Below are 23611 nucleotides of genomic sequence, written 5' to 3' on the forward strand. Positions count from 1 at the left end.
GGGATTAACGTTCAAATAACCAAACTCTCAGTAAAGACACTAATTGATCTATATCTACAGGCTTGGAAATATAGTCGGAGGCTCCAGCTTTCATGCATTTATCTCGATCACCAGTCATCGCTTTAGCGGTAACGGCAATAATCGGTAAATTTTTGAAGTGATCCCGAGCACGAATTTTTTGAATGGCTTGAAAACCATCCATATTGGGCATCATGATATCCATAAGCACAATGTCGATTGTCGGATTTTGTTCCAACACCTGACAGGCTTCCTGTCCATCCATTGCCGAAAATACTTCCACATTATATTTTTCCAACGCTCGAGACAACGAGAATATATTTCGAATGTCATCATCGGCGACCAAAACCTTGCGATTTTGTAATGCATCAGTTAAGTTTCTATTTTCTTTCCGTACGTCTTCGCGCACCGCTTGCCCCTTCTTATCTACCAAATGTAAGAACAAGCTAACCTCGTCGAGAATTCGTTGGTAAGAATGAACCGTCTTCACTACAATGGAATCAGCATACTCTTTAATGCGCATTTCCTCCCGACCTGACAGGCTTTTGCCTGTAAATATGATGATAGGTAAGTCCTCTAAGCCGCTGTTGCTTTTTATGGTTTCCAAGGTCTCATAGGCAACTTCATCAGGAATTCCCATATCTAAGATAACACAATCCACCTTTCCCTTAGTTAAGGCTTCAACACTTTGTTCCACGGAACTCTTTACTTCAGTAGAAATCTCGAAACTTTCTAAATACGAGGAAAGAGCGGCAGCGTGCTTTGGATTCTCTTCAACAATGAGTACCTTTTTCGAGCCGTTATTCAAAGCTTCCTCTATTCTTGAGAAAATACTTTGAAATCCTTGCTTTTGGAACGGCTTGCGAATGAAATCAATTGCCCCACGGCGGATGCTTTCATTTTTCCTTGCCTGTTCTGCGGACATCATATGTACGGGAATATGGCGCGTTTCTACGTTGGATTTTAGCTCATCTAATATCTGCCAACCGTCCATAATAGGAAGAACAATATCTAACAGAATCGCCTTAGGCTTATACTGCAGGGCTGCATACAATACTAAATCCCCACGTCCTACAACGATGGTTTTATACCCTGCTTTTCGAGCATAATCCCTGAGTGCTTTTGCAAATACCACATCATCTTCTACGATCAGTATTACTTTATCCCCTTGGTCTATTGTATCTCGATCATCAGGAATTTCTTCTGGGAGGTTAGAAGTTTTAGGGTGTTTAATAACGGTCGATTCCGGGTTTAACGTTTCGCGTGGGCTGTCTTGATTAACAAGAACATTTTCTTCTGCTTTGGCATGCTCTAGGGGGAGAACTAAAGTGAAGCAACTCCCCTGTCCAAGCTCACTTTCCACACGTATTTCTCCCGACAACAATCTTGCAATTTCGCGGCTAATAGAGAGCCCAAGCCCCGTACCACCAAAACGTCGGCGTGTAGATCCATCAGCTTGTTGGAATGCTTCGAAGATTAGCTGTTGTTTTTCGGATGATATTCCTATTCCTGTGTCCTGTACGCTAAACATCACAGCCTCACCATCTGAGCTTGAGTGATTTACCCTCAACGTTATTGATCCCTGGGCCGTAAACTTGATAGCATTGGAAAGCAAATTACGTAAAATTTGTTCTAACCTAAGACGGTCACTTTTCATGCGAAAATTTTCCGGCAGCGTAGATTCCACACAAAAATTAATCCCTTTCTCTTTGGTCAATGGCTTGAACATCTGAGTGAGATCACCTATTAATTCACTTAGAAAAAACTGCTCCACCTCCAGAGACATCTTTCCAGACTCGATTTTGGAGAGGTCAAGAATTTCATCAATTAGCGTCAATAAACCTGTGCCTGAGGACCAGATTACCTGGGCAGATTCTACCTGCTCGCTATTGAGATTTCCTTCGTTATTTTCGGTCAAAACTTTTGAAAGTAACAGGATGGAATTCAGTGGTGTTCTGAGTTCATGTGACATGTTAGCAAGGAATTCAGATTTATATTTTGTACTCAAAGCAAGAGCCTCAGCTTTCTCCTGAATTTCTCTATTTCGGATCGCGATCATCTGATTTCTATCCTCGAGAATTTGCGATCTCTTTTCCAATTCTTTATTGGACAGTAAAAGTTCTTCTTGTTGCGATCGTAATTCCTCCTCTGACACGCGCAGTTTGCTTGCCTGTGCCTCTAGTTCAGTGTTAAGACTCTCTAGCTCCGCATGTTGAACTTGAAGCTCTTCTGTTTGGGTCTGGGTTTCCTCTAAAAGCTGCTGAACGCGTCCTCGACTTTGCGCAGCGGCAATTGCTGCCCCTATAATTTCGCAAAAATCGCCCATCACCTCGATGGTATCTTGGGGCATTGTATTACGTGCTCCAACCTCTATAGCCCCTATACAATGTTGCTGATAGATAATGGGCATCAATACGATTTGCTTCACTTGTAACTCTCCTTGAGCAAAGGACAGATTAAATTCATCGGGCAGCATATCACTAATTACCCGAGGGATCTTATTGGTATACACTTCGGCTAATAATCCAACATGGATAGACCTTTCGTCTTGAGGAAGCGCCTTCAACCCTACTGTATGCTTGAGCTTAAATAAGTCTCTTTCCACTACGTAAATGGCACCATTGTCAAGTTTTAGAAAGTCAACTAAGAAATTCAGACTAAATCGGCCAATATCTAACAAATTGGGATTACCCATCAAACCGGCATTGAGTTCGGCAAGCCCATTCTTTCGCCAGTCGTTCCAATGGAGCTGCTCAAAGGTTTGCTGAAGAGAATTAGTCATTATACGGAGACTTTTAGCAATCGTCCCTAGATCGTCTTTTTGGCTATCATCAATGGAGATATCATAATTCCCTTTTGTGATCTCTTGGGCGATCCCACGTATGAGATTCAGCCTTCGACTCATTTCATTATCTTTAGCGATAAGTTCCTCTTGAAGTGCTCCACGACGCTTATAATCCGTACGCAACTTCCAAAACAACACTGAAGTTATAATCACCGATATTAGTGAGGCGATAGCAATTAAAACGGAGGTGGTCAAGGCAGAACTTTCTAATTCTTCTGAACGTTTGGAGACTCGATTTTCTTCCTGCTGTCGGATCGACTTAATCAACGAGCGGCAAGAGTCCATGATGGATTTACCACGATCTAAAAGATCTGGGGATAACTCCAACAAATTGCGGCGCTGTTCGATTAACTCATCCAGAACCTCTATCCTTTCTGTGGCAAGCGTGGTGAGCTTTTGAGCGCGAGCGTACTGATCGGAAGTTAAATCTCCTTTCATAAGCGCATCAATTCGTTGAGGTAATGAGCTACGACTATCGCGGTAGGGTTCCAGGAATTTATCACGTCCGGTAAGAAGAAATCCACGCTGTCCGGTTTCAGCATTTTGTAGATCGATAAGTATTAACTGTGCGTTAGTGATATTATGTTGCGCTTGATCCATCAGCTCTTTGTTTTCACGCTGGTCTTGAGTCGATAAAAACAGGATGCCAGAAGCGATCAATAAGACAGTCATGGAAAATCCAAACCCCAACTGTAGATTCCGAAGTATATTTTGCTGCATTTATTAAACTGGTAATGTGAAATAAAATGTTGAGCCTTGGCCAACTTGGCTCTCTACGCCACACAAGCCTCCATGTTGCGCTATAATTTCCTTGCAAATATGTAGGCCCAGTCCTAACCCCTGAAACTGAACTGATGCCTCCTGCACACGAAAGAATTTATCGAATACAAACGGAATTTTATGGGGTGGTATCCCCATCCCTTCATCTTGAATTTTTACAGTCAGAACTTGATCATCTATTTGGGTGTCAACAATGACTACATCCGAATTAGGGGCGTATTTCACTGCATTCGAAAGATAATTGATTAATACTTGTTCAATACGTAAAGAATCGACATAGATAGGTTTGTTTAGCCGTGTACCCGTTCGGAGAATTTGCAACTTCCGATGATGATTGGTCATCACCGTTGTATCAATTACATGTTGAATGATTTTTTCCAAATCGACGGGTTGTATATTAATTTTCAATCCGCCCGTTTCTAAACGGGAAATATCCAATAAATCTTGCACAAGCAGGTTTAGCTTTTGCGCCTGATCGTGAACTTTGGCAAGATAACCGTAGGCCTTATGATTACTGATCTCTTTCATTGCGCGCAAAGCTATTTCTGCAAACGCTTTAATACTAGTCAAGGGCGTCTTTAGCTCATGACTTGCGACGCTCAGAAAGTCATCTTTCTTTTTCTCCAACTGTTTACGTTCATCGATGTCCGTCATGGTACCTACCCAGCGAATAGTTTTTAAATCTTTAGTGACAGGGGCGATCTTCACTAAATGATATCGATAATTTTCTGTATTATTTTCCTTTAAGCGAACTTCTTTCTGTAGGGGCTGTCGATCTTCTAGCTGCAATTTCCAAATTTCAAAAACGTCGGCATCATCGGGATGTAATTCTGGCCAATTATCTTTAGAAGGAGCATATCGATACCACTGCTGGTTCACAAAATCAACGTTTCCTAAGCCGTCGGTAGTGAATGCTATCTGCGGGAGCGCTTCTAGCGTGACATTTAGCTCTTGCAGCTTCTCTGCGAGTTCACTTTGCGCCTTTTGACGTTGCTGAACCTCACTTTCCAAATACGTTTTCATCTGTTGTAATGCGAATGTTTGTTCGTATAGGCGATAGAACGTCTTTACTTTTAACAAGAGGATATCTGGATCGACAGGTTTTGTGATATAATCGATACCCCCAGACTCGTAACCCTTGGTAATATATTTTTTTTCGCGATTCACGGCAGAAAGAAAAATGATGGGAATATCTTTGGTCTTCTTAGTTCCAGATAAGGTTTCTGCGACTTCATAGCCATCCATCCCCGGCATTTGAACATCGAGAATTATTAATGCATAGTCTGTTTTTAAACATTTTTTCAAGGCGTCTTCACCCGAATTGGCGGAGTCAGTCCGAAATCCCTTTAATTGCAACGTTTTTTCAAGCGAATATATATTTTCCTGCTTGTCGTCAACGATTAGAATCATTTAATAAATATTATGTAAGAACATCAGGTAGAACGAGTATCCATTGTTGCTCAGTAGATGAACGGACTAAATTATTAAAAAAATCATAAAAAGCTATAAGATTTTCCCTTAAAGTCGCTTGAAGAAAAAGGTAGTTAGGGAATATCGCAATCAGTTTGTCAGCTATTTTGGGCAAAATCTTGTCTTAAGAGGTTTTGGTGTAAAATTTATAGACGCTTAATGTTGGCTTCTAATTTTTTTTTGGTAGACTATTGAATGCTATTCTAGCTGGCGATTGGGATTTACTCGTATCGATACAATAATAGGAAAGCTCCGCTCCAGTCTGTTGGATGCGTTTTAGGTGGTAGACTAAAGCTATTTCTTTAGGGCAATTTCTGGCATAGCTTGGTTAAGTGTAATCGAGCAGTAAACACATCATCAATTGAGGGAAAACCGCACACATAAGCGTAATAATGTTTAAAAACATTTAATATTGCTTCGAATGATTCATTAATTTAAAATAATTCCTTAATATTTACTTAATAAACCTTATTTATTTTCGGCATCTGAAAAACATACTAAAGAAGGGAGGGATAGCATAGAACAATCGTGACGCAATAACGAGTACTAACTCAGATTTTATATGATACATGCTGGAGGATTCCTATACCGAAGGGATATACCGGCCAAGAATCAACCTTAACAATTCGATTACAACTTCAATCCGTGAAATTGATAAAATATTTTTACATGTTTATAAACTTAAAAAAGGGTGTTGCACATGTTTCATACGCTGCAGGCTTTTGCTTTTTAATGCAATTACCCTGCATTAATTCTTCTTACGCGGTAGAGACACACTTAATAGGTCCAGCAACATTTCCTTCAATCAAAGCCGCTCTAAATGCCCCGCAACAAGAAAGAGGCAGAATTTCAGGAACCATTTTAGATGAATCAGGGACACCTATTGCAGGTGTTACCGTCAGCATCAGTGATCGTGGAATTACAACCTCTACCGACGATCAAGGGAAATACAGTACCGACGTACCTACCGGACTTCATATAATTAAAGTAAGCTCTATCGGCTATATTACTCAAGAAATGAGCATTCGGGTTACCTCGAATACAAATGAACGCCATAATTTTACCCTTGCTTCAGACAATGACAAAATTGACGAGGTGGTAGTAGTTGGATACGGTACTTCCAAAAAGACCGATGTTACAGGTTCTACCAGTACCATTTCAACTAAACAATTTGAAAACGCTCCGGCAACTCGAATTGACCAGCTACTTCAGGGCCAGGCATCTGGGGTGGATGTAAAGTCTACCAATGGAGCGCCTGGCGCACCTACGACCATTAGAATCCGTGGTTCTAGATCTATTACGGCGACCAATGAACCGATCTATGTAATTGACGGGATTGTGGATCCAAGTGGTACCAGTTTAAATTCCATTAATCCAAGCGACATTGAAAGCATAAACATCCTCAAGGATGCCTCCACAACAGCGATCTATGGTTCTAGAGCTTCAAATGGTGTAATCCTGGTAACCACAAAGAAAGGTGTTGCCGGTAAAGATATTGTACGCTTTTCGACCAATCAGGGCTTTTCACAGCTACCCAGAAAATTGGACTTAATGAATGCCCGAGAATTTGCAGAATTTATTAATGAGGCTCTGGTATATGGCAATAAACCTCCTCTCTACCCCAATGTCGACTCGTTGATCAATCAGATCGGAGAAGGGACTGACTGGATTGATGCGGTTACCCAAACGGCTCCATTCGCGAGCTATGATGCATCAGCATCGGGCGGAGAAGGCGGTGACCGGGGATATACCTATTTCGTTTCTGCCAATCTATTAGACCAGAAAGGGATTATTAAAAACACAGGGTTTAAAAGGTATCAGGGAAGAATAAACTTGACCAAGAAATTCGGGAACCGAATTAATATGGGTGTAAGCACCAATATCAGTAGAGAGCAGCATAGAATCAGCAGCTTGAATTTTGGCACCAATACGGGCTGGTCTACCTCGTATATCTTCCTTCCTCCTACGATGCCTATTTATAAAGAAGATGGTTCTTATGAGACCTACAATCCGATTTGGTATACCGGTGGACATATCAACAATCCCGTAGCGGTTCTGGATAAAGTAAAGAATCAAAGAGCAATCAACAACATATTGTCCAATGCATACTTAGAAATTGAGGTTCTCAAAGATTTGAAAGTGAAATCCACTCTAGGAGTAAATTTCATCAACCAGCGGGGAGATTACTACAGTCCTACGGATATGCCTCAAAATATTTTCAATAATCGTCTATTCGGATCTGCCAATTCCGACATCTACAACACGCTGGGTTTGATTAATGAAAATACGCTGAATTTCAAGAGATCCTTCGAAGAGCATACTCTGGATCTTTTGGCTGGTGCAAGTTACCAGACCAAAAGTATCAATCGGCTATATGGTTCTGGAAGTAACTTAACCAATGATATTACCCAGTATAACAATCTAGGGCTGGCCGAGCAGCAATTCCGTGGGTTAGCATCCCATCTGGATGAAAACACTATCGTGTCATTTCTTGGAAGAGTAAATTACAATTATGCTGGAAAGTATTATTTTACGCTTACCGGCCGGGCCGATGGTGCCTCCAACTTTGCCCAAGGAAAGAAATGGGGAATGTTCCCTTCCGGGGCTGCTAAATGGCGCATTTCTCAAGAACCTTTCTTTTTGGAATCCAATCTAAACGGAACAATTTCAGAACTTGCGATCCGCGCTAGTTACGGTATCTCTGGAAATCAAGGAATCGCCAACTACCAATCGCTAGCCTCGCTTCCTTCGACCACCAACTCCTATATCTTTGGGGGACAGCAGACCTTAGGCTACACCCAGGGGAACCTATCTAATAAAGATTTAAGCTGGGAAACTACAGCGCAATTTGATGCCGGACTGGACGTCCATTTTTTTAATGGCAGAATTAATTTAACGGCAGATTATTACGATATGACCAGCCGCGATTTACTGCTAACCGTTCAGTTGCCTTCTCAAACCGGATACACCTCCAGACTGATAAACCTTGGAAAATCGCAAAACAAGGGATTTGACTTCTCTGTTTCGGGCGAAGTGCTTCGCAAAGGAGATTTCTCTTGGCAGGCCAACGTGAATGTTTCCACCAACAGTCAGAAAGTAACCGATATCGGTCCCCTTAGCAAAGTCTTTTTGGATGCTGGCATTGGGTACGGCGTGACCACCAGTTACCTAGAGAAAGGATATCCAATTGGAGCAAATTTCGGTCTAGAATATGCCGGAACTTGGAAAACACAACAGGAAATCGATGCTGAGCTGGCGAAGCCTGCTCAAGACCGAGAGTTTGTCTCGCACAACAGTCATTACCTTCCGGGAGGACCAAAATACAAGGATTATAGCGCTGATGGTCAACTAAACGTAAACGACTACCATTACCTAGGTCAGGCTAACCCGAAACTTTTCGGTGGGGTGGGAAGTACATTCGCTTATAAAAGATTGTCGCTAGACGTATTCTTTCAGTTCAATCAGGGTGCTAAGATGTACAACGCGATGGAATTTTTTAACGGAACGGGCACCTCGTATTCTAACCAATTCAAGTACATAATCGACCGCTGGTCTCCTGAAAACCCAACTTCTGATATTCCAAAAGTTGAATCAAGGGACAACATCGCGAGCACCAGGCTACTACAGGATGCCTCTTTCATCCGATTCAAGTCTGCTCAAATCAGATACGCTCTAGGTGGGGTGATACTTCCGAAAATCATCAAGGATATGGATATATTCGCCAGTGGTACCAATTTATTTCTATGGACAAAATACCGCGGTTTTGACCCTGAGGTGAACACCAGTGGCGGAAGTTCTACCTTGATTGCTAACGACAACGGAAATTATCCAAACGGAAGAGTGGTTACATTCGGCGTTAACTTAACACTTTAATGAAATATAAGATGAAAATAACATCTAAATTATACAGAACCGGGGCATTCTTAGCTATTCTATTATCGAGTGCCAGTTTCACAAGCTGTGAAAAATCATTGGAAGAAGAGGCGAAGACTTTTATTAATCCAGATGATTTCTTTACCAATGAAACTCAATGTATTCAAGCTGTCAATGGGGTGTACCAAACGCTATACAGCATTTACAGTTCACCAGATTATTGGCGCATGGTCGATTTGGGAACGGACGTTGCTTATTCAAATGACGTGAATTCTGCAGTCCAGAACTACGAGTTCGGATCAGGCAGTAACGGAACCGGGAGTCTTTGGCTTAATGCATATTCAGGAATAAAGAATGCTAACCTGGTGATCAGTCGTGTCGCAGTTGCTGAAATTGATAACACAATAAAACAAAGAATCTTATCGGAGGCCAAATTCCTCAGGGCACTCTATTATTTCAACTTGTCCAACACGTTTGGCGGCGTACCGCTATGGACACAGGAAATTGATATCAACGCCGTTTCATCGCTCAGCAGAAGCAGCTTAGCAGATGTAAGAGCTCAAATTATTCAGGATCTTACTGAGGCTGAAATGGGACTTCCCCTCTCCTATCCATCGTCTGATATAGGCAGGGTAACCAAAGGTGCTGCGCAAGCTTTACTTGCAAAGGTTTATCTATTTGGGAAAGATTGGAAAAATGCTAAGGCCACCGCTTTGAAGGTCGTTAATTCCGGCAGTTATTCGCTAATGACAAATTACGATCAACTCTTTGACGTGAACACTGGGTTTAAGAATAATAAGGAATCCATCTTTGAGATTCAATATTTAAGGGAACCGACTTCCAACACAAACACGCGCACTCATTCCCAGATATCTTATTATATTCCACAACGTGACGCCGGAAAAAGGACCTACGCCGGGGTAGATTTTGGCAATCTGGTTGTCGACGGTTGGAACGTCTTTTTACCCACCGCAAAACTGGTATCCATGTTCGAGCCGGGCGATAAGCGTAAGGACATCGTGCTAGGTTTCGGATTTAGAGACCAAAAGTTCACCAGATTCCCTAAGCCTGGATACCCTTGGTTTGGCAGCAAATTTTGGGATTTAAATGCCAATGGGCAGTCATCGGGAAAAAACCTTTATCTTCTTCGTTATGCCGACGTGCTTCTCATGCTCAGCGAAGCTGAAAACGAACTTGGAAACACTGCCGAAAGTATTCGATGGATGAATATGATCAGGGTTCGAGCCGGTCTGCCTGAATTAGCGGCTAGCACGACCCGAGCTGAAATTACCAGTAAGATATTTAACGAAAGAGCCATCGAGTTTGTGGGGGAATTTCAAAGGAGATTCGATTTAAACCGTTGGGGAAAATTAGTGGAGGCCGCAAAATCTGTCGCGGTCGATAACCCTGTTGGCGCAGCAAAAGTGAAGCCTTTCCATCAGTATTATCCTATAGCTCAGGAAGAGATCATTAAGAATCCCAACCTGGAACAAAACGAGGGGTACTAACGATAAAAATGTACTCAACCTGAACTCTGGATAATAAAGAGTTTATAAGGCAAAAAAAGGCTTGATTCTTGTATTTAATTAGGTTACAATCAGATTAATACAGTTAAGAATCAAGCCTTATCCTTCGAGATGAGGAAATATAAACCCTTGAGAGCATTGATCTTTTTTGTAAAGAAATGCGGCCGATCATTGACCAAAGGCTAATTGTGGAGAGAAAATTAGGCATGCCCAACCGTGCCGCTGGGCTCTGCCCGCATGAAGTGATCAGTCTGATAATCCTTTTTGATACCCTATGATATACGAAACAACAGTCCTTTTATGCGTACGCATAGCTACACCTGGTGGATGTATTTCACGGATTGACCTCGTACAGCCATGTCTTCGCGCTTCACTTCCCGCGTGGGATTGTGTTGATGTAGTTTGTCAACATGCGTTTTCTGACAAATAGCGAAGGGATTAATTAAATCGATGCTGCGCATACCCAAAGTTTGCCAAACCAGATGAATCCGTCAGCACAAAGTCTTCATGGATAGCCCAGAACGGCCCTACTGCTCCATCGGTCGGCTCTACGCGTTCCAAGGGGACCTGATTATACGGGTGAAAGCGTCTCGTTTTAACCCACCAAAGAACATGACGATGACAGCAGATGAGGGCATATGATGGATATGACCAAGGATATTTTCGGCAAGCTTTACGGGCATGAGAGGGATATGTCCAACGTAATGGCGGATCGGCTGTGGTCGCAGCGGATACAGATTAAGATCTGAACAGGACTGTCTAGATTAGCTATGGTGCGCGTTGTTTCAAGATCCGATCAAAAGCGCGAGCCGAAAGTCCGAGACGTTCCCTAGCTCTTTTTTAAAAGTTCTCTGCCTGAATCGGTGCTTTCACCTACTTCATGTACCCCTAGGGTTATTCCATTTCGCATTGTTATGGCTGGTAGGGAAATAATAAAGCGTTGGTTTGCATTTCAGGTGCCGTTATGCCCCTGGCGCGGATAGCTTCCGATCTCTCCGTACGTTGCCCTCTGGACAGCCCGTCAAAGGCAACAAGCATTGCCTGAACATGTAAATCTATTCGAACTAACGACGGAGCTGAAATCTTACTTAAATGATGGTGTACAACAGCGCTTCCCTAGCTAAATTCTACTTCTGGGAAGCTAGTAACCGTAAACACAAAGAGATGTATATTTACCCCGGCTATAAGGAATTATCCTAGCAATGCCCTACATTATAGGCTCCGTTTTTTTCGTTCCTACGATACGGAACATTTTCTTTTTTGCCGGGTTAAAGGCATCCTGATGTCCGTTAAAACCTACTTTAGGATACGAAGAAGGAAACAGAAATCTGTTATTTTCCGCCCCTTGTTTTCCCAATTGAAAAGCCGACTTTTTCAGCCTCCTCACATGGAATGTCTAATTTACCAGTACTATCTCTATCATCGCGCTGCACATCAAAGTAACATCCCTCATCTTCCCTGAAGTAATTTTTTCATTTAATAATAGCAGGAGTGTTTTATTAAATTATATCAAAGCCCGACATCTCGTTAGCCACAGTTAATGCCATTCAACTCTTTGAGATGATTAATAGATTAGTACCTGTCGACTTTCCATTAGCGCGGCCTACCCTCTTTTAAAAAAGAAACGACAAACGTTGTCCCACAACCTTCTTTACTCTGAAAACTAATTTCAGCCCCCAGCCACTCTACCATGGTTTTGATAACCCATAGTCCAATTCCATTGGGTTTTTCCCCATGTAATCCTTCTCGCCTGGCAGCACTAAATTTTGAAAAAATATCATGTTTCATATGATCCGGAATGCCCACGCCAGTGTCCTGTATTTTTAGTTCAATTGCCCGATCTGTTTCAACAGCAGAGACGCTAATGCTCCCTCCTTTTGGAGTAAACTTCAACGCATTAGAAATAAGGTTATTGACTACCTGTATTAGCTTCTCGCGATCGACTTGTAGAAATATCTGATCTTGATTACTATAAAAAATAACGTCCACACCAAGTTGGGTTTTCATTACCTTATATTGCTCTACCAGTTTTCTCAGACTATCCACTATATCATTTCGAACGCTTACCACCGGCACACTTAAAGAAGTCAGAAATTCCTTCTGTAAAAACGAACGAATCATCTGGATGTTACTTTTACATATCTGTTGTACTACGCTAAGTATCTCTTGCACCTTAGGTATCTCTTGCGAACTTGCTTTACCATATGCAAAATCAATTAGCGTGCTTGCCGTGGAAAGCGCACCGACTACATCGTGGCTCAATATAGTTAAAATAGCGTTTTTCTGAGCATTATGTTTAAGTACGACATTGTTGGCTTCCAAGATATCACTTATATCCTGCGCCAGCGCAAACACCTGAGAGGTGTCTAGAATAGGATAAAAATTACATTTCAAATAACTAATTTGTCCAAACTTGATTCTCCTCAATACAAGTCCTTCAATGGACTTGTCATTCCCAAATCGTAATAGCGATTCAAGCAATGCTCTATCTTCCTCATGAAGCTCATTTACAAACGCACCGAACCCACTCTGGGAGGTTGAAGATCCAAAAAATTGTTGAAAAAGGGGATTCATATAACCAAACCTTAAAGTCACTCGATCGAAAGAAAAAATCATATACGAGTCGTTGCCAGTTAAGGGTGCGATGGGGTTGAATGCGTGATTCTTCATGTTATATTATTTGAGTGTAAAGCGTTAATTTTTGTTACAAATTATTAATTCTAGATTCGCCTAATCATCAGGTTTAAGTTGCTTGGCATTGAGGTATTGATAAATAACAATGTGTTGACACCTTCCTCTGAGGCACCATGCTAATCGCTTTTAAAACAAAGTATTGAGTTACCCATTACTACAAACGATGTGCAATAGAGGCATGGATATTTAGGAATGAAGATGACGCCTCGCGCCGATTGCTAGATGATACCCTCGGACAAATCCCCATAGGTAGCAAATCGTACTTGCCCTAACCCATTATCTATCATTGAAAAATCATTTCATGATATACATCGACTAAGATATTACGCCTTAGAGGGCCAGTTTGCAATAACCTGCTTTCCATGCTTGCGAAGCACGAAAAAATACCAAGTGATGCGAAACCTGTACTTCTTGCTTCATCGTATTGTTTTTAAATAACAATCAAAGCTTATAAAAGTTGTTATTCGGTTAGCCCTAACTTTTTGAAATCTTACAGAATGGTAAATAAGGCCCTCCACTCGCTCCAGGAAAATTGCCATCGTCGTTGAGCGTAATTATCCAACTTACTTTCTCTGTATAAGATTTTATGAACGTTTACGATAATGAGTTGACCACATAAAAGAAAATTATCTGAACCAGGAGGCATTCTGAAGAAAGAGGGACGATTTACGCCAAGTTCTCACCGATCAGCAGGGAAAGCTCTGCCAAAATGATTAAAAGTGTTGGCAGACATTGAAGGTAGATCCCTCTGATGTCATTTAGCCACTTTAGCGCAAGGCACCCACACATGCCACTCCACAAAAGACCGACTACCAAGCTCCAACCAGATAACGATTTTGAGCTAAATAAGCTCGTGGCAACGAGCACCACAGTCGCCAAGATGCTGCATATAGAAAGGCTACCTTTAAGCATCAAAACCCTCGTAGAGAAAAATTCCTTTTTCTGTATCAAAATCTCATATAAGTGTAGCAATGCCGTCAACAAATTGCCGGCGATGAGCAAAGCAATAAGGTATTCTACTGAAAAAAACATCATTTCAATAAATCTACTATCTTAACAAGTCCCGTCAAGAAAACCATTAATTTAGGAATGATCTTCTTGAACTATTTAATTTAATGGTTGATAAAAGAATGGGTAAATCCCCAGAAATTCTGCCTTATTGGTGGCCTTAAGATACCATTCTTTTCCGTCGATTGTGTACATTACATGGAATTCGGGACTAAGTTGTTCTCCTAAAGGCTCCAAAAGGGTTCCTAGGAGGATTTTATCATAATCTGAGGGAACAAAAACCGGAAAGGCCAGTTCCTTATGGCAGGTTGTAAACCCAATCTCTAACAGCGTTTTGGCGACTTTAACGACAGTATATAGCGGTATGAGAGACTTAATATAAGTTCACAATAATTAAGACACATCACGCGAATATAAACGATTTTTCTGGTGCTCGGTTAAGTATAAGATATTCAGTTATCATCTCTACGGATAATAGGTCAAATAATTAACGATATATAAAAGCATTACGTCCTGATGGTATAGAAGATCTTAATTGATAAGGATTGCTCTTTTAAACGAAAAGCAGCCCTAATTAATGTACTTTGAAAATTGCTGTAAAATTCCCAGCTACTTTTGAAGTCGAACCTCAACAGCCCAAACCCCTCTTCTTCCCAAGGCTAGTTCGTAGGTTACTTGATCCCCGGCTTGGAAAACATAATCCGCGTCCTGTCTGGCAAAGAAAACATCTTTCTCACCATCGGAAGGAATGATAAATCCATATCCCTTTTCTCCGCTAAAAAACTTAACTCGTCCCTTTTTCATTTGTAATCAATTAATAAAATCTAAACAACCAACCTTACAAATTCGAGCATCTACCGACTCATCTGCGATGCTAAGACGCTTCTGTCAAGAACTTATAAACCAATAAAAACAGTAGGAGGGCTACAGACGAAATTTTTAGACGTGTTCTAATCCAGCCACGTCTTTACATCCATGTAAAAATTTTAATGCAATTTAACGATAAATATTCCTATTTCCTTCATTCTCTATCTCAAATATGACAATTCCCTTATATTCATTTTACCTTAAAAATTAACTACTGTTATTCAACGAGTCGAGTATAACAGTCTAAAGTATTCTGTTAATGCCCTTCTAACAAATTGAATAATTTTACCTCCTTTTCGTTCTACACCTATATTTTTCCTTTGGCACACCCCTTGCTATTACTCTAGTATTACAACCTTAAGAATTTATGGCTAGTGTTAGCGCGAGGCTTCATCGCTAGCCACAAATTCAACTCATAGTTTTTACTAAAGATAATTTAGATTTTTTATTTTATAATCCTTTAGAGATGAGCACCGATTTCATAAAAAACCAAGTAATGGTACATTCCTCTGCGCTCTTGCGTTACGCAAACAAGTTTACCAAAAACGAAGATGACGCCGAAGATTTAGTTCAAAACACCTTATTGAAGGTCTATAAATATCGCTCAAAATTTGTAAAGGAAACCAACGTGCTAGGATGGATGTATACGATTATGAAAAATACGTTCTTAAACGACTGCAGAAGAAACTCTCTAGTTTTAAAGTATATGGACCACGCCAAGGCTACTCAAAACATCAACAACGCATCGGTTTCGAATAATGGAGAAAGAATGTTTATCCAGGAAGAGATTCAAAACGCTTTAGAAAGTTTACCTGAAATCTACTACAAACCGTTCATAATGCACTTTGAAGGATACAAATATCATGAGATCGCCCAATACTTCAATATTCCCGAAGGGACCATCAAAACGAGGATTCACGCGGCAAGAAAAGGTCTTCAAAATAAGCTAAAAGAATATAAGTTAAACTACTGACCATGGGGTAGACATTAAATTCCTAAACCCGCCATTTTTATAAATCACCATTCACCTCCATATCACATCGTTCAACTACCTCTAGGGGCTCTAATACTTTCGGAAAACGCTAGATGACCCCTTTTCACGATCGTATAGCTCCAGCTATAATCGATGTTTATTTTGAACAGCATGGTAACATAGAAGTAAAACTTTGACTCCTTTTAGGAGTCGGATTTTCTTAAAAAATCAGTACGTCCATTACACCCCCTTCTCTAGGATCATCTGCATTTAAATCCCCCCTCATTTGCTTATAACCATTTATTTTTCATTATCTCACTATGGAGATATTATAGGTTTCCTTGGAAGGATTTCAACTATGATGCGATTTGGCAGAACAACCATTCTTTGAAGCTCATATCGCCAAAACTACGAAACGAAGAGCGTAATACTCGCCTTAATCAGAACTGCGAGGTCAAATTCGAAATATTAGATATCACTTTTTTGAGGGATATATAAGATTTTCAATTATTACAGCGGTCAGGGCTCCAGTTTTGATCCGAAATGATCTAGAGGACATTAAGACCACCCGCTATGCACATTTTTACCGCTACAATTTGTACTATTTTAAGGACAGTCACAACAGGAAAACGAAAGTGCGTAAAAACATCAATTAAAACGGTTTACCCTTATTATTATCATTTTTTCATCCAAGTTGTAAATGTAAAAGAGCACAGCATAATTAGGATTAGACAGGGATACTACTTATTACTTGTAGCAATTTTAGGAACTGACCAAGAGGATAAAGATATGCGGGCAGTGTAGAGAAATTTGATTTAGCCGTTAATTGCAAGCCGAGTTCTATAAGATTAAGAGATTACTGAGGCTTATAGAACTCTTGAATTGAAAATCGCCCATTATAGCAGACATCAAACATTAACTTGCCAGTTGGTTTTAGAAATTTTAGCAGTGAATTTTCATTAGCGTTGATCTGTTTATGACGCTATTCGCCTAGCGTATAATACTTAAACCCAAGATTTTCCATCTCCCTTCGATCTAACAGTCTCCGACCGTCGAATAGAAATGCGGGGTTAAGCATATTATCCTTTATGGTTTGCCAATCAATCTCCTTAAATTCATCCCACTCAGTTAATATTGCTACGGCGTGAGCACCTCTGCACGCCTCATAGGGGTTAAGGTGAACGGATAATAAATCCCTATTTTCCTCAGAGGATCGTGTGGATATTGCATCTATGTCCTGATAAATTTTGGAAGCCGACACCTTAGGGTCATACACTGCAAGCTGAGCCATTTCGGTCAACAAATGGTCAGCAATATATATTGCAGCAGATTCTCTAGTATCATTGGTGTCTTTCTTAAATGCCCACCCCAACATGGCTATCCTTTTCCCATTCACGGTGTTGAATAATGTATTTACTATATGCTTTGCGAATCTAGATTTTTGATGATCGTTCATTAGGATCACCTGTTCCCAATAATCGGCAACCTCAGTTAGGTTATAAGTACGTGCTATATAAACGAGATTTAGAATATCTTTTTGGAAGCAAGAGCCTCCGAAACCGACCGACGCTTTAAGAAATTTTGATCCAATGCGGGAGTCCATTCCTATTGCTGTGGCAACTTCATCGACATTCGCACCTGTTTTTTCACAAAGCTCTGATATCGCATTAATCGAAGATACACGTTGAGCAAGAAATGCATTGGCTGTAAGCTTGGACAGTTCAGACGACCAAAGATTTGTGGTTAAGATTTTGTCCGGATTTACCCATCGTTGATAGATATCTTTGAGCGCTTCTATTGCTTCACCACTTTCTCCGCCGATAAGAATTCTGTCCGGATCTATCAAATCCTTAATAGCGCTGCCTTCTGCAAGAAATTCGGGATTGGAAAGGACGTGAAATTCAAGTCCGCCCTCGGCATCTTCAAGAATACTTTTAATCGTGGCGGCAGTGCGCACAGGGATGGTAGACTTTTCGACCACAATTTTGTCAGATTTGGATACCCTAGCGATTTGACGAGCACAAAGTTCAATATATTTTAAATCCGCTGCCATTCCCTTCCCAACACCGTAATTTTTTGTCGGCGTGTTTACAGAAATGAAAATCATCTCCGCTTCCTCAATTGCCTTGTCCACCTCGGTGGAGAAAAACAGGTTTTTGTGACGAGTCCGTTCTATAATTTCTGAGAGACCTGGCTCATAGATGGGCAGTTCCCCCAAATCCGCCGAATTCCACGCTGCTATTCTTTCAGCGTTTAAGTCGACCAATGTTACTTGGATTTCGGGACATTTATCTGCTATTACCGCCATAGTGGGGCCGCCCACGTAGCCGGCGCCGATACAGCATATCTTCTTAATATTAAGTTTCATAAAATATTACAGTAATTCAAAATTAAAAATTTTCCCTTAATTGAGTCTCGAAGTATGCGATAGTCTTTGATAATCCATCTTCAAGTTGAATTTCGGGTTGCCAATTCAACTCCGTTTTCGCCAAATCAATATCCGGCTTCCTTTGTCTAGGATCGTCTTGTGGCAAGGGCAAGAACTTTATTTTTGATTTAGATCCGGTGAGTTGAATAATCATTTCTGCGAGCTCTAAAATGGTAAATTCGCAAGGGTTGCCTATATTAATTGGCCCGATAAATCCCTGAGGACTTTCCATCATAGCGATTAACCCGGTAATCAAATCATCAACATATTGAAAACTACGAGTTTGGAGTCCATCCCCGTACAAGGTGATATCGCGATCAAGCAGTGCCTGAACTATAAAATTCGACACAACTCTCCCATCCTGAGGATGCATCCGAGGACCGTATGTATTAAATATGCGTACAATCTTGATATCGAGCTGATGCTGCCGATGATAATCCATAAACAGTGTTTCGGCACAACGCTTCCCTTCATCGTAGCAGGATCGAATTCCCACGGGGTTCACATGTCCCCAGTAGCCCTCTTTTTGAGGATGTTGCTGGGGGTCGCCATATACTTCACTGGTGGACGCTTGCAGAATCCGAGCCTTCACTCGTTTGGCAAGGCCAAGCATATTGATTGCACCGGCAACAGAAGTCTTGATCGTTTTAATGGGATTAAATTGATAGTGAATTGGACTGGCTGGACATGCGAGGTTAAAAATCTGATCTACTTCCGCTAAAAACGGTTCAATAACGTCATGTCGGATGACTTCAAAGTATTTCTTTTCTTGGAGATGAACTATATTTGCTTTGGATCCTGTAAAAAAATTATCCAAACATAAAACTTCGCAATTCCGTTTTAACAGTTCCTCACAGAGATGCGAACCGATAAATCCTGCTCCCCCCGTCACAAGTACTCTTTTTCTTGATCTTATCATTGAAAGTATTATTGAAAATATAATTACAGCTCTTTTCGGTCCAATTTTGGTATTCGCAATCCAAATTTGGAACCCTCATTTTCAACAGATTCGAAGAAGAACTCGCCTTCTTTACCCTGCACAAACTGCTTGACGATCCACAAACCCAGTCCGGAACCCTGCTCATTTGCTGTACCCGGCCTAGAGCCAGACGGCAGAGATTCGCGAATAGACTTTTGAATACTTTCATCCATTCCTATGCCCGTATCGACAACTTCCATCACAGCACAACTTCCCTCGGAATAAAGCAAAATCTTTACCGAAGAGCCTTTATGGCTAAATTTTAAAGCGTTTATAAGCAAGTTGCGTATAACACTTTTTAGAATATCTGTGTCGAAATATATCGTAATGCACGATTCGATACACGTCTCAATTGTTATATCTTTCAGCAGCGCACTGGGCCTCAATACCTCAACAACTCCAAAAATTACTTCATCGAATTGAACGAATTGAGGAACGAAACTTAGCATACCCAAACGCGATTTGGTCCACTTAAGCAGGTTGTCCAGAAGCGAAAACAACTGTTCAGCAATATCATTACCGGAGTATACCATTTGACGCAAGGATTCCTGATCCTTGTGAACTTCTTGAAGGGAAAGGATATTTAAGATCATCTTCAGCGAAGCAATGGGGGTACGTAAATCGTGAGATATGATCGCATAAATTTGGTCTCTGCTAGCTATAGCAGCCTCTAAAGACTTTTTCTGTTCCTCTATAATTTTACGTTGATACAACAAATTAATTTGCTGTCTAACCCGTCGAAGAAGAATTTGCGGCTCGAAGGGTTTCCTAATATAATCAACGGCACCAGCATCGAATCCTCTTATAATGTCCTCCGTACTTTCCAATGAAGTGATAAATATAACTGGAATATCCTGATACTCGGGTGTTTCCATAATACTTTTCACGATATCAAAACCCGACATATCGCCCATGATGACATCCATCAGAATTAAATCAACATGGTCTTTTGATAGAATAGAAAACGCTTTATCGAAGCGATCCGCTAATAACACACCATAGCCTTGCATTCGCAAAATATTTTCTAAGATCAGGGAATGTATTGGATTGTCTTCGGCGACCAGTATATTAAACTGGTTTAACTGTATGTTCATGGTCTTTAAACTCCTTTCCTAAAACTCCCAAAGCAAACAATATATGTAAAGATACCTTTATTTTAAACATTTTAAAGGCACAATCGCTAACCTTACTGTTTATCATCGCTAACTTTATATTTCATATCGACCACGACGGGCAAATGGTCACTATACTCAAAATTTTCTGTACGATATCTTAACGCTTTGAAGTGTTCCTCATCATAAAAAACATAGTCGATTCGAAAAAACTTCATCATGTACCTTTAGGTATACCCATATCCGATCCCCGCTGTCTTAAACGCATCTTTCAGCCCCTTTAATCGTGAATAAGAATATGAAATGGGTGGGACATTAAAATCGCCACAAATAATATTTACAGCATGAATACTCAATTCTTTTTGAAGCATCTCAGCTTGCTCCCCCCGGATTTTAGCATTTTTCAATATCAGTTTAACACCTTGAAGCAACCCCATGTTTTTACTCTTCTTTACTTGATTTATATTAGTGGTCTGCAGGTGACAATTCATCAAACGAACCCGTCTGTTAGGCAATATGATATCAACCAGTTGCGCTAAATGCGGACGCCCAGGAAAATGCAAAGTGCGATGTTTAGCTAAAGGATGCTGTGAAAGTACCGCCAAGCGCTGATCATGAGGTATTCCTTCACACACCGCTAGATAGGGCATTTTAGTCATCTTCTGTAACAGACGAATCGTTTGCTCATCGGACACCTCTTGAGGACAAATTATTTGTGGGTTATTTTCGATCAAAAAATCGGAAATATGCATTAATGAGGGCATATTATGTTTCATCTGAAACTTTGCAACGTTATATGTAATGATACGAAGGTCTGCCGGGCTGGGATCTGTCAACGACTGGCGGTAAGGTTGCCATATGAAGGGTATATAATATATATTTCCTAAAAAAGCAAGGCATGAAAAGAAAGTTAACCACTTATCCTTTTTGATTATTCCGAAAACTCCTAAAGAAAACCCAGTTAGCAGAAGAAAGGGAATCAGAAATGCCAATACGTGAAAAAAACGAACGTCTCCGGGGGCACAAAGAATGCTAACCAAGAAATCGATGAGACGCAAAGAATCGCCAAGAGCACCACACGTTTTACGTTTGTTCCCATGAGTTCAATTACCAGTTATCTTGTTTAAACATTTGCTATGGGAATTTCTATAAAAAAAGTTGCGCCCTCACCTTCCGTAGATTCGACCCATATTCGGCCATCCATTTGGTTTACGATACTGCGGCAGATGGCTAGCCCCAATCCTGATCCATGGTACCTTTCATCTACTTTGTAAAAACGATCAAATATTGGTTCTAAGGCATAAATTATAGTGAGGCTATAAAACAAAGGTCCAAAAATTGCAGTTTGAGCGCCCACACGGCGCATCCGCACTTCAAATCACGGCTGCCAATAACTTAGCTCAAAATTTGAATTATATTAAAAGATGATCAGACGAATGCCCCTTTGAAAACGAACACAATAGAAAGAATACTTGCTATAGTTAAAACAAAGAAGAACAGAAAATTGCCTGACGAACTGCGATCGTCAGGCGAGTAAAACGTACCAATCAACATTGGCCATGTGCAATGGTAGAATAAATGTAGAATTAAATAATGAAATAAAAAAGCCTAGCGTAGAAAACACTAGGCTCTTATGAGCCATTTAAACCGGGCGCCAATTCGGCTCCAAATCATTTATTAAGAATACAAGATCAGAAAAAATATAGAAATAAAAAAACCCGACGTTGTTTAGACGCCAGGCTTATTAATTAACCTCTGAAATTCATTATAAATATACCAAACTAATGTCAAACAAAAAAGTCTAACCCACACTATATAAAAACTCTACCTGTGAAAACTATAGAGTCACTAATCAAGCTATTTTATTGATGTGCCGTGATGAAAGAAGGGTTACCCAGATAGGAAACAAATAATGGAGCGACAGGGCCGTCAATTGAAATAATGCCTGAGGAACAGCGGAACGTCAGGCTGAATGGAAACATTGCTCTTCGAAAACAATGTTTGTTTAAATATAACAAAAATTCTAAAAAAAAGCCCAGCGTTTGAATGCGCTGAGCCAGTTACTTAACATATCATTGAAATCCTATCTCAAATATAATAATTACACCGATTAAAACGAACCCTAACCACCGATGATTAGGGTTTAGTAAAATAATTAATCGGCCTAGGGAGACCTAACCTACGTTCCGTGTTAATGTGATATTTAAGGTAATCAAAAATATAAACAAAGGATTAAATTAAAGCTAAAAATCCATAAATTATTTGTTAAATAAGTGTGTTAAAAAACAAAAAAGCGAAGTAAACAAAACTCACGAATTAAACACTGAATAAAACATTAAAGGTACTAAGCGGAATCTCCATATAAAATTAGCCTAGCAAATGTAGGTATGCTAGACTAAAAAGGGCCCAATAACCTGGGAGGCTATGAGCCCACACACACTAACTAATACCACGCAAGATAAAGAAAAATAGAAATAACCTCAAGTTGAACGTATTTTTTTATGAATATTTTTAGAGTAGCCTTAAGTAGGCTACTGGTGTTGGAAATGTTATAAAGCGTTAAAGGGCTTACAACGATGTGGGCATCGCAAACTCGCTCAACAAACTTTGAATGATACTACCACATAAGGCGAGAGTTGACTCGCCCGTATTTTTAATATTTGACAACCTTTTGTATGTTATTGGAAGATCATTGAAAACCGAAAGACGGAATTAAGATTATCAGGGATAACAATTCAAACAGATGAACCGACGAGAATAACAACCTATCGTGCCGAGATCAATTATAGATGGAGAGCCCTAGATCTACAGTGGTTGTATAAAATTAGCAGTAATTACTGAATATTGTAGGCGTATGTCATGCTAAACCGAAATCCAACAAAAATTAAATTTTCCAAGAATTGAGGTACTGCGGGAATAATAGAGCACTTGGATATATTAGCGTAATTTAGATTACAATCTTAAAATTGAAGACGGATGTTCTTCCTTTAAGCAATACGCATCAAAATAACGGAAAAGATCTCCACTGGCAATCCGGA

The 23611-nt window shown here is 40.4% G+C and carries 14 protein-coding genes; 3 read left to right on the plus strand and 11 right to left on the minus strand.

From position 1 onward, the window contains the following. Positions 1 to 4: 4 nt before the first annotated feature. A complete protein-coding gene (locus QYC40_RS17045) occupies positions 5 to 3583 on the minus strand; it encodes a response regulator (RefSeq protein WP_301991415.1) in 3579 nt (1192 codons plus the stop codon). A 3-nt stretch (positions 3584 to 3586) separates the two neighbouring features. Then, entirely contained in the window at positions 3587 to 5053 is a 1467-nt protein-coding gene (locus tag QYC40_RS17050; protein ID WP_301991416.1) for an ATP-binding protein, read from the minus strand. A gap of 729 nt (positions 5054 to 5782) precedes the next feature. On the opposite strand from QYC40_RS17050, the gene QYC40_RS17055 reads away from it, so the two are divergent. Both QYC40_RS17055 and QYC40_RS17060 read left to right on the plus strand, forming a co-directional pair. After that, a complete protein-coding gene (locus QYC40_RS17055; RefSeq protein WP_301991417.1) occupies positions 5783 to 8986 on the plus strand; it encodes a TonB-dependent receptor in 3204 nt (1067 codons plus the stop codon). Between the two features lie 11 nt (positions 8987 to 8997). After that, positions 8998 to 10494, plus strand: a complete 1497-nt coding sequence (locus QYC40_RS17060) for a RagB/SusD family nutrient uptake outer membrane protein (protein ID WP_301991418.1) — start codon at positions 8998 to 9000, stop codon at positions 10492 to 10494. Positions 10495 to 10950: 456 nt separating this feature from the next. Here QYC40_RS17060 and QYC40_RS17065 read toward each other — a convergent pair whose 3' ends face one another. The 3 genes from QYC40_RS17065 to QYC40_RS17075 form a co-directional block, all read right to left on the minus strand. After that, complete coding sequence (locus QYC40_RS17065) at positions 10951 to 11073, minus strand: hypothetical protein (protein ID WP_260041133.1); 123 nt, start codon at positions 11071 to 11073, stop codon at positions 10951 to 10953. A 1032-nt stretch (positions 11074 to 12105) separates the two neighbouring features. After that, positions 12106 to 13182 carry a sensor histidine kinase KdpD gene (locus QYC40_RS17070; RefSeq protein WP_301991419.1) on the minus strand — a complete coding sequence of 359 codons (1077 nt, stop codon included), beginning with the start codon at positions 13180 to 13182 and terminating at the stop codon, positions 12106 to 12108. A 1641-nt stretch (positions 13183 to 14823) separates the two neighbouring features. Then, a complete protein-coding gene (locus QYC40_RS17075) occupies positions 14824 to 15018 on the minus strand; it encodes a cold-shock protein (RefSeq protein ID WP_301991420.1) in 195 nt (64 codons plus the stop codon). 559 nt (positions 15019 to 15577) lie between these two features. On the opposite strand from QYC40_RS17075, the gene QYC40_RS17080 reads away from it, so the two are divergent. Further along, complete coding sequence (locus QYC40_RS17080; protein WP_301991421.1) at positions 15578 to 16054, plus strand: RNA polymerase sigma factor; 477 nt, start codon at positions 15578 to 15580, stop codon at positions 16052 to 16054. Between the two features lie 982 nt (positions 16055 to 17036). On the opposite strand, the gene QYC40_RS17085 is transcribed toward QYC40_RS17080, so the two are convergent. The 6 genes from QYC40_RS17085 to QYC40_RS18595 form a co-directional block, all read right to left on the minus strand. Continuing rightward, positions 17037 to 18422: a nucleotide sugar dehydrogenase gene (locus QYC40_RS17085; protein ID WP_301991422.1), complete on the minus strand. Its 1386-nt coding sequence runs from the start codon at positions 18420 to 18422 to the stop codon at positions 17037 to 17039. 22 nt (positions 18423 to 18444) lie between these two features. Then, positions 18445 to 19374, minus strand: coding sequence for a UDP-glucuronic acid decarboxylase family protein (locus tag QYC40_RS17090; protein WP_301991423.1), 930 nt, complete (start codon positions 19372 to 19374; stop codon positions 18445 to 18447). A gap of 50 nt (positions 19375 to 19424) precedes the next feature. Next, positions 19425 to 20555 (minus strand): hybrid sensor histidine kinase/response regulator, encoded by a 1131-nt coding sequence (locus tag QYC40_RS17095; protein WP_301991424.1) that lies wholly within the window; start codon positions 20553 to 20555, stop codon positions 19425 to 19427. 92 nt (positions 20556 to 20647) lie between these two features. Further along, positions 20648 to 20794, minus strand: a complete 147-nt coding sequence (locus QYC40_RS17100; protein WP_301991425.1) for a hypothetical protein — start codon at positions 20792 to 20794, stop codon at positions 20648 to 20650. A 6-nt stretch (positions 20795 to 20800) separates the two neighbouring features. Continuing rightward, on the minus strand, positions 20801 to 21631 hold the full coding sequence (locus QYC40_RS17105; protein WP_367652295.1) for an endonuclease/exonuclease/phosphatase family protein: 831 nt from the start codon (positions 21629 to 21631) through the stop codon (positions 20801 to 20803). Positions 21632 to 21696: 65 nt separating this feature from the next. Further along, on the minus strand, positions 21697 to 21939 hold the full coding sequence (locus QYC40_RS18595) for an ATP-binding protein (RefSeq protein WP_367652296.1): 243 nt from the start codon (positions 21937 to 21939) through the stop codon (positions 21697 to 21699). Positions 21940 to 23611: the final 1672 nt, after the last annotated feature.

The organism is Sphingobacterium sp. BN32 (assembly GCF_030503615.1).
Taxonomy (GTDB): Bacteria; Bacteroidota; Bacteroidia; order Sphingobacteriales; family Sphingobacteriaceae; genus Sphingobacterium.